A 13,387-nucleotide genomic window follows, 5' to 3' on the forward strand; every position below is an offset into this window, starting at 1 on the left:
TTCCCCGCGGTCGTCCCCCGGGGAATGACGGCCCTCGCGCGCCTAGAGGGCGCGGAGGAAGCCGATCACGGCGTCGTTGACCTCGGCGGGGCGTTCCTGCTGCGTCCAGTGGCCGCATCCGGACAGCCAGACGGTGTCGCGCAGGTTCGGCACGAAGTCGCGCATGGAGGCGATCGTGTCGCGGGCGCCGATGGCGACGAGGTCGCGGTCGCCCGCGATGTAGAGGGCGGGCGGGCCGATGGGGGCGCGGTGCCAGGCTGCCGTGAGCTCCCAGTTGCGGTCGAGGTTGCGGTACCAGTTGACGGGGCCGGTGAAGCCGCTCTCGGCGTACTCCTCGACGTAGGCGGCGATGTCCTCGGCGGTGAGCCAGCCGGGCAGCTTCTCCGGCTCGGGGAGGCCGTCGAGGAAGCCGCCGCCCTCCGGGACGACCAGCGGCGGGCACGGGCCGTCGCCGGACACCCCGTACAGCATGCGGCGGAAGGTGGCGGCCCGGTCGCGGTCGAGTTCGGCCTCCGGGACGTCCGGCTGCTGGAAGTGCACCATGTAGAAGCCGTCGCCGAAGAGGCGGCGCATGGACTCCACGGGCGGCCCGCTGCTGCGCGGACGGTGCGGAACCGACATGCCGACCACGCCGCGCACCCTGTCGGGGCGCATCTGGGCCACGGCCCAGGCGACGGGGGCGCCCCAGTCGTGGCCGACCACGACGGCGCGGTCCGCGCCGAGCGGGCCGATGAGCCCGACCGCGTCCGCGGCCAGGTGCAGGATCGTGTACCGGCCGGCGTCCGCAGGGCCGCCCGTGCGGGCGTAGCCGCGCTGGTCGGGCGCGACGGCGTGGAACCCGGCCTCGGCGAGCGCGGTGAGCTGGTGCCGCCAGGAGTACCAGCATTCGGGGAAGCCGTGCAGGAGGAGCACGAGGGGTCCTTCGCCCGCCTCGGCGACGTGCATGCGCAGCCCGCTGTCCGACCGGACGAAGCGGTGCCTGATCTCGGTCATCTGGAACCCTTCGGGTGGCGCGGGCCGGTCCGTCCAACGCTATCCCCCGCCGGACGGCATTCTTGATCACAAAAACAGGAAATCGGCTGGAACGGTCCCAACGCATGCGCCCGCACCTGCGACACTGCTCGGCCAGATCGAACGCGCGGACGAACCCGCACACCGGCGAGGAGTGGAACAGGATGTACGACGGCAGCCACACGGGCGGCCACACGGGCGGGCAGGCACAGGCAAGCCCGACGCCCGGGCACCTTCCGGCGGTGGGCGCGGGCAACACCCTCACCCTCAACTACCGGGACGCACAGGGCGAGGAGGTCTATCTCTCCAAGATCTCCGGGCCCGGGCTCCCGAGTCCCTTCTGGCAGGCGTGGGAGGAGCTCCAGCGGCTCGGGATCCCCGCCGAGAACGTGACGGCGGCCTTCTCCGAGATCGAGCCGTGCCGTCTTCCCGGGTGCTACTGCGACCCGCTCCTGCGCGACTTCGCCTTCCCTCACGCCGAGATCTCGTTCGGGCGGCCCTACGGCGCCACCGCGCGGGAACGGGCCGCCGCGGTCGCGGCCAACTCGGAGCAGGCGGCGGCGCTCGCCCGGATGATGGGCCGGTCCGCGCCGCCCGGGGCATCGCCGGTCCCGCCGCCCGCGGGCGCGCCGCCGGCGCCGCCGCTGGATCCCGCGCAGCTCGCGCAGGTGCTGGCATCGGCGTTCGGCCCCGCGCAGGTGCGCCGCTACCAGGCCGGCGACCTGCAGCGGATCGGGGTGCCACCCGCACAGGCGGCCGTGCTGGAGGTGGCCGGGCTCCCCGCGCAACTCCCGCACATCTTCCAGGCGTGGACGGCCCGGCCGATGCCGGAGCAGCTCGGCATCCGCCGCAGCCCGCTCTCGGAAGACAGGCTGCACGAGTTCGCCTCGCTCGTCAGCATCGGCGGGGACGGTCACTGCATGATCGGCCTGCTGATCTCCGGTCCTCCGCACGTGCTGGGCGGGGTGTGGGCGGTGGACCCCGTCCTCGGGACGACCCGGTTCGTCAACAGCGGCCCGGGGGAGCTCGCCCGCTCGCTGGCGCTGCTGTCGCACGGACGGCGGCGTATGCGGGGCAGGGACGCCCATGGGGCCGGAGAGATCGTCGAGCGGATCCAGGCACAACTCGCCTCCGTCGACCCGGCCGCCTTCCACGGGGAGGACCGCTGGTGGTCCCTCGTCGTCGAGCAGATGTGGAACGGGCTGTTGTGACCCGGCCGGTCTGAACCGATCCATACCGTCCGGTGGTGGATTGTGTGCGCGGGCCACATGGGAGGGCGGGGCCGCGCTCCATAGGTTCTGCGCATGACGAGCGTGACACCGCGGGCGACCGCGGGGACTTCGGGGACGCTGGATCTGTCGGGCAGGCGCGCCCTGGTCACCGGAGGCGCGAGCGGCATCGGCCGCGCCTGCGCCCGGCGGCTCGCGGCGGCGGGCGCCGAGGTGGTGGTGGCCGACATAGACGGGGACGCGGCGGAGCGGACCGCGGCCGAGATCGGCGGTGTCCCCCTGCTGGCCGATCTGGCCGACGTGGACGCGCTCGGCGGCCTGGCCTCCGGCACGGACATCCTGGTCAACAACGCCGGAATCCAGTACGTGGCGCCGCTCCAGGACTTCCCGCCGGAGACGTTCGGGCGGATCCTGCGGTTGATGGTGGAGGCGCCGTTCCGGCTGGTGCGGGACGCGCTGCCCGGCATGTACGAGCGCGGCTGGGGTCGCATCGTCAACATCTCGTCCGTGCACGGGTTGCGGGCCTCGCCGTACAAGTCGGCCTATGTGACGGCCAAGCACGGCCTTGAGGGGCTTTCCAAGGTGATCGCGCTGGAGGGCGCCCCGCACGGCGTGACGTCCAACTGCGTCAACCCCGCCTACGTCCGGACCCCGCTGGTGGAGAACCAGATCGCCGACCAGGCGCGCACGCACGGCATGCCCGAGGACGAGGTCGTCGAGCGGATCATGCTCGACCACGCCGCCGTGAAGCGGCTGATCGAGCCGGACGAGGTGGCGGAACTCGTCGCCTATCTGTGCTCGCCGCCCGCCTCGATGGTGACCGGCGCCTCCCTGGCACTCGACGGCGGCTGGACGGCGCACTAAGAATGAGCCGTATGACCTGCGGCGTCTTCCTCGAACTGCTGGCCCGGGAGGCCTCCCCCGTCGAGTTCGAGGGCCCCCTCGTGCAGGCGCGGGCGGAGGGCGCGCCTCCGGCCGTCCTGGAGGAACTGGAGGCGACGAAGCTCGCCGCGCTGCGGGTCCGGACGATCATGCGGCGGCACGCCCGCCGGGAGAACGAGCTGGCGGCGCTGTTCGACACCGCGGGCGACCTCGCCGGGCTGCGCGACCTCGACGCGGTGCTGGAGGCGATCACCCGCCGCGCACGGCGGCTGCTGAACGCCGACATCGCCTACCTCACGCTGAACGACGACGCGCGCGGCGACACCTACATGCGGGTGACCGACGGGTCGGTGTCGGCGGCGTTCCGGCGGCTGAGGCTGCCGATGGGCACCGGTCTGGTCGGCCTGGTCGCGCAGACCGCGATGCCCTACAACAGCGACCACTACCTGGTGGACGCCCAGTTCGAGCACCGGGGGTTCATCGACGATGCGGTCGCCGAGGAGGGCCTGGTCGCCATCCTCGGCGTGCCGATGCGGCTGGGCAGCCGGGTCATCGGCGTGCTGACCGCCGCGAACCGCAGTGAGCGCCCGTTCGACCAGGAGGAGGTGGCGCTGCTCGGCTCGCTCGCCGCGCACGCCGCGATCGCCATCGACAACGCCCGCCTCTTGGAGGAGACCCGTACCGCTCTGACCGAGCTGAGCGCCGCCAACGAAGAGGTCAAGGCGCGTAGCGCGGCCGTGGAGCGGGCGGCGCGCGCGCACGACCGGATGACCGCCGTGGTGGTCCGGGGCGGCGGCGTGGAAGACGTCGGCGCCGTGGTGACCGAGTTGCTGGGCGGCACCCTGCACGTCCTGGACGCCGACGGCCGGCGACTCGCGACGACCGGCGCGGCGGCGGAGCCCCTCGGCGACGACGAACTGGGCGGGGTCTCGGCCTCGGCCCACTCCGCACGCGCGCAGGGGCGCACGGTCAGGCGCGGCGATCTGTGGATCGCCTCGGTCTCCACCGGCGACGAGATGCTCGGCACGCTGGTGCTGCGCACCGCCGACGAGGTGGACGACGCCGACCAGCGGATCCTGGAGCGCGCGGCGCTCGTGACGGCGCTGCTGCTGCTGTTCCAGCGGAGCGCCACCGAGGCCGAGGGGCGGGTGCGCGGCGAGCTGCTGGACGACCTGCTGTCCGGCCGCCGGGCGGGCGCGGAGGCGCTGACGGCGCGGGCGCGGCGCGTCGGCGTCGATCTGGGCGCTCCGCACGTGGTGCTGTGCGCCACGTACGACTCCCGCGAGCACCGGCCCCGCGCGGCCTTCTGGGCGTCGTCGTTCGCGGCGGTGGAGCACGGCCTGGCCGCCTCGCGTGCGGAGGAGATCGTCCTGCTGCTGCCGGGCGACCGGCCGGGCGACGCGGCGCGCCGGGTCGCCAAGGAGCTCGGCGCCTCCCTCGGCGGGTCCGCCACGGTCGGCGCGGCCGGCCCGGTCCGCGGTCCGGGCGGGGTCGCCCCCGCCCACCGGGAGGCGCAGCGCTGCGCGGACGCGCTGCTGGCCCTCGGGCGCCGCGGCGACGGCGCCGGCGCGTCCGAGCTGGGCTTCGTCGGCCTGCTCATCGGGGACGACCGCGACGTGACGGGCTTCCTCGGGAGCGCGCTCGGTCCCGTCCTCGACTACGACGAGCGGCGCGGCACGGCCCTCGTCCAGACGCTGGAGGCCTATTTCGGGACGGGCGGCAGCCTGTCGCGGACGGCCGAGCGCCTGCACATCCACGTCAACACCGTGAGCCAGCGCCTCGACCGCATCGCCCGCCTCCTCGGCGACGACTGGCAGGCCCCCGAGCAGGCCCTCGAACTCCAGCTCGCCCTGCGCCTGCACCGCCTCTCCCGCTGAGCACGCCGGAACGCGGCGCGCCGCCCCCTGGGGGACGGCACGCCGCGCGCTCGGTTCGTGTCACACGGAGGCTTCGACCTTGGCGTCGTCGTTCTCGGGCGCGGGACGTGCGCGGGAAGCTCGGGCCGCGACGAGATCGCGGGCCGTGCCCCAGACGCCGCGGCGGAACAGCAGCACGACCACGATGAAGATCGCGCCGGTGATGATCCCGGTCTCCTCGAACCCGGCGCCGGCCAGGTAGTCGTTCAGCTCCACGATCAGCGCGGCGCCGACGGCCCCGCCCCACAGGGTGCCGATGCCGCCGAGGACGACCATCATCACGGCCTGGCCCGAGGTCGTCCAGTACACGCCCTGGAGGGACGCGAAGCCGTGCCCGACGGTGAACAGCCCGCCCGCCAGGCCCGACAGGGCGGCCGACAGGACGAAGGCCAGCAGCTTGTAGCGGTCGATGCTGTAGCCGAGCGCCCGCGCCCTGTTGGGGTTGTCGCGGATGGACATCAGGACCCTGCCGAAGGGGGACCGGACGATGCGCCAGGCGGCGAACAGCCCGACCAGGATGAACGGCAGCGCGGCGTAGTAGAAGAAGAACGGGTCGGACAGGTCCAGCCCGAACAGCTCCCTGGGGATGCCCTGCAGGCCGTTCTCCCCGCCGGTCGCCTCCCTCCACTGGTTGGCGATGAAGTACACCATCTGCGCGAAGGCCAGTGTGACCATGGCGAAGTAGATGCCGCGCAGCCGGACCGACAGGAAGCCGATCGGGACGGCGAGGGCGGCCGCGAAGGCGGCGCCGCCCAGCACGGCCACGGGGAACGGCAGCCCGGAGTGCAGCGCGATCAGGCCGGTGGCGTAGCCCGAGCCGCCCCAGAAGGCCGCGTGCCCGAACGACAGGAGCCCGGTGAAGCCGAGCAGCAGGTCGACGGCGGCCGCGAACAGCGCCCAGCAGACGATGTCCAGCGCGACCGGCGGGTAGATGAACCAGGGCAGGACGAGCGCCACCACGAGCCCGGCGGCCAGCAGGACCGGCCGTCCGGCCAGCTTGGAGAGGATCACAGGTTCTCCTCGGCGGTCACAGGGCCTCCTCGCGTCCGAACAGGCCGGCGGGGCGCCACAGCAGCACGGCGGCCATCAGGATGAACACCAGCGTCTGCGACAGCGACGGGACGTAGTAGTTGCCGAGGGCCGACACGAGCCCGACCGCGAACCCGGCGGCGACCGAGCCGAACACCGACCCGAGGCCGCCGATCACCACGACCGCGAACACCGTGATGATCAGGTCGGAGCCCATCAGCGGGTTGACCGCCCGCATCGGCGCGGCGAGCACGCCGGCGAACGCGGCGAGCGCGATGCCGAACCCGAACACCGGCGTCACCCAGCGGGCGACGTCGATGCCGAGGGCGCGCGACAGCTCGGGCCGCTCGGTCGCCGCCCGGACGATCATGCCGACGCGGGTCCGGGTCAGCACCACCCACACGGCGGCGCACACCAGCACCGACACCGCCAGCACGAACACCTGGTACGTCGGGTAGGTGAACAGGCCGAGGTCGATCGACCCGTCCAGCGCGGACGGGCGCGGATAGGGCTGCGACTGCACCCCGTACCGCCGCTTCACCAGGTCCTGCAGGATCAGCGCGAGCCCGAAGGTGAACAGGAAGTTGTAGAGCGGGTCCAGCGGCGCGAGCCGGTGGATGAACAGCCGCTCCAGCAGCACGCCCGCGATCCCGAGGGCGACGGGCACGATCACCAGCGCGAGCCAGAAGTTCACGCCGAAGGAGTCGAGCAGCACGAAGGAGCCGAACGCGCCGAGCATGTAGAACGCCCCGTGCGCGAAGTTGACCACGCCCAGCATCCCGAAGATGACGGCCAGGCCGAGGGCGAGCAGGGCGTAGAACGCCCCGCCCACCAGCCCGTTGAACGCCTGTTGCAGCACGTCGCGGCCCGCCTAGAGGGAGCAGGACGGGTCGGGCTGCTGGAACGCCTCCGCCGCCGGGATCGTGCTGAGGATCTTCTCGTAGTCCCAGGGCTCCTTGACCTCGCTCTTGGGCTTGACCTCGGCGACGTAGGCGTCGTGGGTGAGCAGGTGGTCCTCGGCGCGGATCGTGCCGGTGGAGGTGAACGCGTCGTTGACCTTGGCGCCCTCGAGCTGCTTCACCACATCGTCGGACTTGTCGGTGCCGCCGCGCTGCACGGCCTCCAGGTACTGCAGCGCCGCCGAGTAGTCGGCCGCCTGCACGGCCGTCGGGCGGGCGCCGGTCTTGGCCTTGAACTTGTCGGCCCAGGCGCGGTTGCCCTGATTGGCGTTCCAGTACCAGAAGTCGGTGAAGCGCGTCCCGGCCAGGGCGTCGGAGCCGAGCGAGTGGATGTCGGTGATGAACATCAGGCCCGCGGCGAGCTTCACGCCCTTCTCGCCCAGCTTGTACTCGTTGTACTGCTTGACCAGGTTGACGAGGTCACCGCCGGCCTGCATGGCGCCGAGCACCTGCGGCTTGGGCTTCAGGCCCGGCGCCTTCAGCAGGAACGTGGAGAAGTTGTCGTTCGGGAACGGCGTCGGGTCGCTCTTCACGACGCTGCCCCCGGCGCCCTTGATGGCCGTGGTGAACGTCTTCTGCATGTCCTGCCCGAACGCGTAGTCCGGGTAGACGATGTACCAGTTCTTTCCGCCGTCCTTGGTGACCCCGGTGCCCGTCCCGTGGGCGAGCATGTAGCTGTTGTAGCCGTAGTGGAAGGTGTACTTGTTGCACTGCTTGCCTTCCAGCTCGGTCGTCGCGGCGCCGACGTCGATGAACAGCTTCTTCTTGTTCTTGGCGACGGTGGCGACGGCGAGCGCGGCGGACGAGGTGGGCACGTCCAGGATCAGGTCGGCCTTCTTGCGGTCGTAGAGCTCCTGGGCCTTGGAGTTGGCGACCTCGGGCTTGTTCTGGTGGTCGGCGGAGATGACCTCGATCTCGTCGGTCACGGCCTTGCCGCCGTACTTGGCCTTGAAGTCGGCGACGGCCATCTTCACCGCCTCGACGGCGTTCTTGCCCGACAGGTCGGCGTACACGCCGGACTGGTCGGTCAGCACCGCCAGCACGATCTTGTCGTCGCTGATCTTGCCCCCGCCCCCGCCGGGTCCGCCCGCGCAGCCGGCCAGCAGCGCTCCGGCGGTCGCGAGCGCGGCCGAGCGTCCGAGAACTCTCATCGGGGTCTCCCTATATTCCGAGGTACTGGAGGAGTTCGCTCTCGCGGGCGCGGACCTCGTCGTTGTCCATGGACTCGACGATCCGGCCCTCGGCGAGCAGGTGGTGGCGGTCGGCGACGGTCGCGGCGAAGTGCACGTTCTGCTCGATGAGCAGGACGGTCACCCCGGCCGCCTTGACCTCGCGGAGGATCTCGCCGATCTGCTGGACGATCAGCGGGGACAGGCCCTCGGTGGGCTCGTCGCACAGGAGCAGGCGGGCGCCGGTCCGCAGCACCCGGGCGAGCGCGAGCATCTGCTGCTCGCCGCCCGACAGCTTCGTCCCGGGGAACCGGCGCCGCTCCCGGAGGCGCGGGAACGTCTCGTACACCCGTTCCAGCGACCAGGGGCCGGGGCCCGTCACGGGCGGCAGGGTGAGGTTCTCCTCCACCGAGAGCGTCGCGAAGATGCCGCGGTCGTCGGGGACGTAGCCGAGGCCCCGCCGGGCGCGCTTGTGCGGGCTGAGGCCGGAGATGTCCTCGTCCAGGAACCGGACCGTTCCGGACGCGCCCCGGTGGAGCCCCATCAGGGAGCGCAGGAGCGTGGTCTTGCCGGCGCCGTTGCGGCCGACGAGGGTGACGATCTCGCCCTCGTCGACGTGCAGCGACACCTCGCGCAGCGCCCGGGCCTCGCCGTACCAGGCGGACAGTCCGTCAATGCGCAGCATGGGAGTCTCCGAGGTAGGCGGTGACGACGCGGGGGTCGTGGCGGATCTCGGCGTAGGGGCCCTCGACGAGGACGCGGCCGTGCTGCAGGACGGTGACCCGGTCGGCGAGGCTGGAGACGACGCTCATGTTGTGCTCGACCATCACCACGGTCCGCCCGGCGCGCACCTTCTTGATGAGGTCGACGGTGCGGCCGACGTCCTCGACGCCCATGCCGGCGGTCGGCTCGTCCAGGAGCAGCACCTTCGGGTCCAGCGCGAGGGCCAGCGCCAGTTCGAGGGCGCGCTTGCGGCCGTAGGCCAGCGCCCCGGCCGGGACGTCGGCGTGCTCGTCCAGCCCGACCTGCCCGAGCAGTTCGGCGGCGCGCTCGGAGTGGCGGCCGAGCGCCTTGTCCGAGCGCCAGAACCGCCAGCCGAGACCCGTGCGCCCGGCGAGCGCGAGCTCCACGTGCTGGCGCGGGGTGAGCTCGGCGAACAGGCTCGTGATCTGGAACGACCGGGCCAGGCCGAGCCCCGCGATCAGCTCGGGGCGCTTCCCGGCCAGCTCGTGCGCGCCGAGCCGGACGCTGCCCGCGGTCGGCTTCAGGAATCCGGTGAGCAGGTTGAACAGCGTGGTCTTGCCCGCGCCGTTCGGCCCCACCAGCGCGTGGACGGACCCCTCGGCGACGTCGAGGTCCACGCCGTCCACGGCCCTGAAGCCGCGGAACTCCCTGACCAGGCCGCGCGCCGCCAGCACCGGGGCCTTTCGGTCCGGGTCGCCCATGCGCCCTCCTCGCGCTCGTCGTGGACGGCCCGAACCGCACTCGGGCCGCCGTGACCGGGAACGCTAGGTGGCACCCGCGGACCGGACCATGTGACCGGCACCCACATTCGGATGTCCGGATACAGGTGTGAGCCACATCACGCGCAGGTCACGACCACGGGCACATGGCCGGGTGATCCGATATGTGTGCGGGCCACGTGGCAGCGGTCACAACCGGCGCTCACCATGGCGGGCATCTGACGTCCGCCCCGAGGAGCCGGAATGCCCATCGTCCGACCCGCCCTTGCCGCCGGCACCCTGGCCGGCGCCCTCACCGCGGCCCTGGCCGTGCCCCTGGCCGTGCAGGCCGACGCGCGGCAGGGCCCCGCCTGCGCGTCCGGGCTCGCGGTGCCGGGGGCGGAGAAGCAGGTGGCCGCCTGCCTCGACGACCTCACGACCGCGGGGACGGTCGGCTCGGGCCACACCGTCCCGGCCGACTGGGCCGGGCTGCACGCCGCCGGGACGCGCAACCCGTCCGGGGTCCGGGGCATCCAGCTGGACGGCTACTTCCCCGACACCTCGACGTTCAACACCAACAACGGCTGGAACCACGACGCCCAGTTCGTCATCCGCCTGCCCGAGCGCTGGAACGGCGCTCTCGTCGTCGCCGGCCCTCCCGGCAACAGGCGGCAGTACGCCAACGACTTCACGATCTCCGACTGGGCGCTCGCCAAGGGCTACGCCTACGCCGCGACGGACAAGGGCAACAGCGGCACCGAGTTCTTCAAGGACGGCCGCCGCCCCGGCGACGCCGTCGCCGAATGGAACGACCGGGTGACGCAGCTCACGCGGGCCGCCAAGAAGGTCGTCGCGAAACGGTACGGGCGCGCGCCCCGCCACACGTATGCGGCGGGTATCTCCAACGGCGGATACCTCGTCCGCTGGCAGTTGGAGAACCGCCCGGAGCTGTACGACGGCGGCATCGACGCGGAAGGCACGCTCTGGCGCGCCGACGGCCCCAACCTGTTCACCTACCTCCCGCGGGTTCTGCGGGCCTACCCCTCGTACGCGGCCACCGGAGACCCGTCCGCCCACAAGGCGCTCCTGAACGCGGGCCTCGCCCCCGGCTCGGAGTTCCTCTGGCCGTTCCACGACCAGGTCTATTGGGAGCTCACCCAGCGCATCTACCGCGCTGAATTCGACCCCGCCTACACGGGAGAGGAGGCCGACTACAACTACGCCGCACGTCCGGAGAGCGTCCACCGTGCCGTCGCCCGCATGGCGCTCACGGGCCGCATCCGCAAGCCCATGATCACCCTGCACGGCACCTACGACGCGCTCCTGCCCATCACCACCGACTCCGACGTCTACGCGAAACTCGTCCGCGCCAAGGGAAAGGCGCCCTACCGCTACTACCGCCTTGAGGCCGCCAACCACGTCGACGGCCTCTACGACTCCTTCCCCGACCGCCTGCGCCCGCTCCTGCCCTGCATGCGCACGGCCTTCACGGCCCTGGAGTCCTGGACGCAGCACGGCACCACCCCACCGAAGAGCGCCACGCTCCCCCGCCCCACGTCGGGCGACACCGTCAACACCTGCTCCATCAGCTAGGGGACACCATGAGACCCACCCCGTTCCTCGCGGCCGCCGCCCTCGCCTTAACGACCGTCAGCGCGTCACCCGCGTCCGCGGCCGCCGCCGCGCTTCCCCGCCACTCGATCAGCGCCTCGTACGTCAGCGGCGTCTCGTCCGGCGGCTACATGGCCGACCAGCTGCACATCGCCTACTCCGGGACGTTCCGGGGCGCCGGCATCTTCACCGCCGGGCCCTACCACTGCGCGCGGGGGAACCTGACGACCGCGCAGCTCGCCTGCATGAACGACATCTACGACGACAACCCGGCGAAACTGGAACGGACGGCCCGCGACCGGGCGGCGCAGGGAAGCGTCGATCCCGTCAGCAACCTGTCCGGGCATCCGGTGTGGATCTATCACGGGACGAACGACTCGACCGTGAAGCAGTCGGTGAACGACGACCTCGCCGGGCTCTACCGGAACTTCGGATCCGCCGTCTCCTACACCAAGACCTCGCAGGCCGGGCACGCCTGGGTGAGCCCGATCGGCCCCAACCCCTGCTCGGCCACCTACACCCCCTACATCAACAAGTGCGGTGACGATCCGGAGCGCTCGATGCTGGGGCACCTGTTCGGGTCCGTGGCCTCGCCCGCCCCCTCACCCGGCGGCACGCTCATGGAGTTCGACCAGAACGCCTACGCGACGGGCGGGAGCGCCTCGTCCATCAGCATGGACGCGACGGGCTTCGCCTACATCCCGGCGGGCTGCCAGTCGGGGACGTGCAGGCTCATGGTCGCGCTGCACGGGTGCCAGCAGGGGCGGAGCGTCGTCGGCAAGGCGTTCGCGACGAAGACCTACCTCAACGAGTACGCCGACACCAACGGCATGATCGTCCTGTATCCGCAGGCCACCGCGTCCAGCTGGCTGGGCGGCAACCCGCAGGGCTGCTGGAACTGGTGGGGCTACGGCGGCGACACCGCCTACGACATGAAGGGCGGCAGGCAGATCGAGACGATCATGCGCATGGTGCACGCCCTCGGCGGCTGATCCTCACAGGTCGAGTTCGCCGCGTTTCACCCGGGCCAGAAATGCGGCGAACTCGGCGCCCCCGAAGCGGAAAACGGTTCCGCCCGGCGCCTTGGAATCACGGATGAACACGGCCGGGGAACGGCCCCCACCGATAATGCGCGCGGCCAGTTCGACACATTCGTCACTGGCGGCACTGCGGGTGCTCTTTCGCCATGCGAAGGCGGCACCATGAGACGTCGTCGTCATTAACGGAGATTCACTGTTCTGCTAGTACGCCCTGGCTATGCGGGCGATGAGGTCACGCGAACCGGTCTCGTCGAGCGCATTACCGCAGATTTTCTCGAACGCGCTCGTATAACGGAAGACCTGGCTCTCATCTTCGATGATCAGACTACCGCCCATCTGCTCGATGTACACGATATCCGGGTACTCGGGTTCCTGGAACTTCAGCACGCTGAAGTCCGTGAGGCCGCCAGGGTAGCCGTTGTCGAATGGAACGACCAGAATTCTCACATTCGACAGTTTCCCGGCCTCCAGCAGATACTCCAGCTGGTCCCGCATCACCCCGTCGTCCGCGATCCGCCGGCGCAGCGCACCCTCGTCCAGGACGGCGAAGAGCTCCATCGCCTCAAGGGACCGCAGCCGCGCCTGCCGCTTCAACCGGATCTCGACCTGCCGGTCGACCTCCCCGGGCGGCAGCGCGGGGACGCTGGCCATCATGCAGGCCCGGGTGTAGTCGGCCGTCTGCAGCAGGCCGTGGATGATCGCCACCCGGTAGGAGTGCATCGCCTGCGCGTCGGCCTCCAGGCCGATGAAGGCGGCGTAGCGCTCCCCGAGCGTCTCGCCGTAGGTCTCCCACCAGCCACGTTCGCGCGCGGCTCGGGCCAGCCTGACGTAGCGCTCCACCGCCGGCTCCTCCACCCCGTAGAAGGCGAGGAGGCGGTGCAGGTCCGCGACGGTGATCAGGGTGTAGGCGGTCTCGATCCTGGAGACCTTGGCCGTCGACCACTTCATCTCAGCGGCGACCTGGTCGATCGTCACTCCGGCACGAGTGCGCAGGCCGCGCAGTTCGCGGGCGAGCTGCCGGGCCCGCACGGACGGCGACTGGCGGACCGCCATGCCCTTCTCCTGAAAACTCTCGTGCACGGATACAAGAAACCCTACA

General features: G+C 71.5%; 13 protein-coding genes. 5 read left to right on the forward strand and 8 right to left on the reverse strand.

Annotated features, from left to right (window positions below; all coding sequences use genetic code 11):
• Nucleotides 1–42: 42 nt before the first annotated feature.
• Complete coding sequence (locus tag BJ999_RS30630; RefSeq protein WP_179836478.1) at nt 43–993, reverse strand: alpha/beta fold hydrolase; 951 nt, start codon at nt 991–993, stop codon at nt 43–45.
• 182 nt (nt 994–1,175) lie between these two features.
• On the opposite strand from BJ999_RS30630, the gene BJ999_RS30635 reads away from it, so the two are divergent.
• The 3 genes from BJ999_RS30635 (at nt 1,176) to BJ999_RS30645 (ending at nt 4,999) form a co-directional block, all read left to right on the forward strand.
• On the forward strand, nt 1,176–2,222 hold the full coding sequence (locus BJ999_RS30635; RefSeq protein WP_179836479.1) for an SUKH-4 family immunity protein: 1,047 nt from the start codon (nt 1,176–1,178) through the stop codon (nt 2,220–2,222).
• Between the two features lie 93 nt (nt 2,223–2,315).
• A complete protein-coding gene (locus BJ999_RS30640; protein ID WP_179836480.1) occupies nt 2,316–3,104 on the forward strand; it encodes a 3-hydroxybutyrate dehydrogenase in 789 nt (262 codons plus the stop codon).
• A gap of 11 nt (nt 3,105–3,115) precedes the next feature.
• Nucleotides 3,116–4,999 (forward strand): helix-turn-helix domain-containing protein, encoded by a 1,884-nt coding sequence (locus BJ999_RS30645; RefSeq protein ID WP_229810142.1) that lies wholly within the window; start codon nt 3,116–3,118, stop codon nt 4,997–4,999.
• Nucleotides 5,000–5,059: 60 nt separating this feature from the next.
• On the opposite strand, the gene BJ999_RS30650 is transcribed toward BJ999_RS30645, so the two are convergent.
• Genes BJ999_RS30650 through BJ999_RS30670 form a run of 5 tightly spaced genes read right to left on the reverse strand, consistent with a single transcriptional unit; the run spans nt 5,060 to nt 9,640 of the window.
• Nucleotides 5,060–6,049 carry a branched-chain amino acid ABC transporter permease gene (locus BJ999_RS30650; RefSeq protein ID WP_179836482.1) on the reverse strand — a complete coding sequence of 330 codons (990 nt, stop codon included), beginning with the start codon at nt 6,047–6,049 and terminating at the stop codon, nt 5,060–5,062.
• Nucleotides 6,050–6,065: 16 nt separating this feature from the next.
• Nucleotides 6,066–6,926 carry a branched-chain amino acid ABC transporter permease gene (locus BJ999_RS30655; protein ID WP_179836483.1) on the reverse strand — a complete coding sequence of 287 codons (861 nt, stop codon included), beginning with the start codon at nt 6,924–6,926 and terminating at the stop codon, nt 6,066–6,068.
• 12 nt (nt 6,927–6,938) lie between these two features.
• On the reverse strand, nt 6,939–8,177 hold the full coding sequence (locus BJ999_RS30660) for an ABC transporter substrate-binding protein (RefSeq protein WP_179836484.1): 1,239 nt from the start codon (nt 8,175–8,177) through the stop codon (nt 6,939–6,941).
• Between the two features lie 10 nt (nt 8,178–8,187).
• Complete coding sequence (locus BJ999_RS30665; protein ID WP_179836485.1) at nt 8,188–8,880, reverse strand: ABC transporter ATP-binding protein; 693 nt, start codon at nt 8,878–8,880, stop codon at nt 8,188–8,190.
• Nucleotides 8,867–9,640, reverse strand: a complete 774-nt coding sequence (locus BJ999_RS30670; protein ID WP_179836486.1) for an ABC transporter ATP-binding protein — start codon at nt 9,638–9,640, stop codon at nt 8,867–8,869. The genes BJ999_RS30665 and BJ999_RS30670 overlap by 14 nt, the downstream gene beginning before the upstream one ends.
• A gap of 261 nt (nt 9,641–9,901) precedes the next feature.
• Between BJ999_RS30670 and BJ999_RS30675 the strand changes: the two genes are divergently transcribed.
• Together BJ999_RS30675 and BJ999_RS30680 are read left to right on the forward strand one after the other, a co-directional pair.
• On the forward strand, nt 9,902–11,230 hold the full coding sequence (locus BJ999_RS30675) for a tannase/feruloyl esterase family alpha/beta hydrolase (protein WP_179836487.1): 1,329 nt from the start codon (nt 9,902–9,904) through the stop codon (nt 11,228–11,230).
• 8 nt (nt 11,231–11,238) lie between these two features.
• Nucleotides 11,239–12,240 (forward strand): extracellular catalytic domain type 2 short-chain-length polyhydroxyalkanoate depolymerase, encoded by a 1,002-nt coding sequence (locus BJ999_RS30680; RefSeq protein ID WP_179836488.1) that lies wholly within the window; start codon nt 11,239–11,241, stop codon nt 12,238–12,240.
• A gap of 3 nt (nt 12,241–12,243) precedes the next feature.
• Here the strand turns inward: BJ999_RS30680 and BJ999_RS30685 are convergent, their stop codons facing one another.
• Entirely contained in the window at nt 12,244–12,468 is a 225-nt protein-coding gene (locus tag BJ999_RS30685) for a DUF397 domain-containing protein (RefSeq protein WP_179836489.1), read from the reverse strand.
• Between the two features lie 21 nt (nt 12,469–12,489).
• Entirely contained in the window at nt 12,490–13,368 is an 879-nt protein-coding gene (locus BJ999_RS30690) for a helix-turn-helix domain-containing protein (RefSeq protein WP_179836490.1), read from the reverse strand.
• Nucleotides 13,369–13,387 lie beyond the last annotated feature (19 nt).

Source organism: Actinomadura citrea (genome assembly GCF_013409045.1).
Lineage (GTDB): Bacteria > Actinomycetota > Actinomycetes > Streptosporangiales > Streptosporangiaceae > Spirillospora > Spirillospora citrea.

What these genes read in the sequence shown, in the direction of transcription:
- BJ999_RS30630 (WP_179836478.1), bottom strand. Translation starts at nt 993, where the DNA reads ATGACCGAGATCAGGCACCGCTTCGTCCGGTCGGACAGCGGGCTGCGC.
- BJ999_RS30635 (WP_179836479.1), top strand. Translation starts at nt 1,176, where the DNA reads ATGTACGACGGCAGCCACACGGGCGGCCACACGGGCGGGCAGGCACAG.
- BJ999_RS30640 (WP_179836480.1), top strand. Translation starts at nt 2,316, where the DNA reads ATGACGAGCGTGACACCGCGGGCGACCGCGGGGACTTCGGGGACGCTG.
- BJ999_RS30645 (WP_229810142.1), top strand. Translation starts at nt 3,116, where the DNA reads ATGACCTGCGGCGTCTTCCTCGAACTGCTGGCCCGGGAGGCCTCCCCC.
- BJ999_RS30660 (WP_179836484.1), bottom strand. Translation starts at nt 8,177, where the DNA reads ATGAGAGTTCTCGGACGCTCGGCCGCGCTCGCGACCGCCGGAGCGCTG.
- BJ999_RS30665 (WP_179836485.1), bottom strand. Translation starts at nt 8,880, where the DNA reads ATGCTGCGCATTGACGGACTGTCCGCCTGGTACGGCGAGGCCCGGGCG.
- BJ999_RS30670 (WP_179836486.1), bottom strand. Translation starts at nt 9,640, where the DNA reads ATGGGCGACCCGGACCGAAAGGCCCCGGTGCTGGCGGCGCGCGGCCTG.
- BJ999_RS30675 (WP_179836487.1), top strand. Translation starts at nt 9,902, where the DNA reads ATGCCCATCGTCCGACCCGCCCTTGCCGCCGGCACCCTGGCCGGCGCC.
- BJ999_RS30680 (WP_179836488.1), top strand. Translation starts at nt 11,239, where the DNA reads ATGAGACCCACCCCGTTCCTCGCGGCCGCCGCCCTCGCCTTAACGACC.
- BJ999_RS30685 (WP_179836489.1), bottom strand. Translation starts at nt 12,468, where the DNA reads ATGACGACGACGTCTCATGGTGCCGCCTTCGCATGGCGAAAGAGCACC.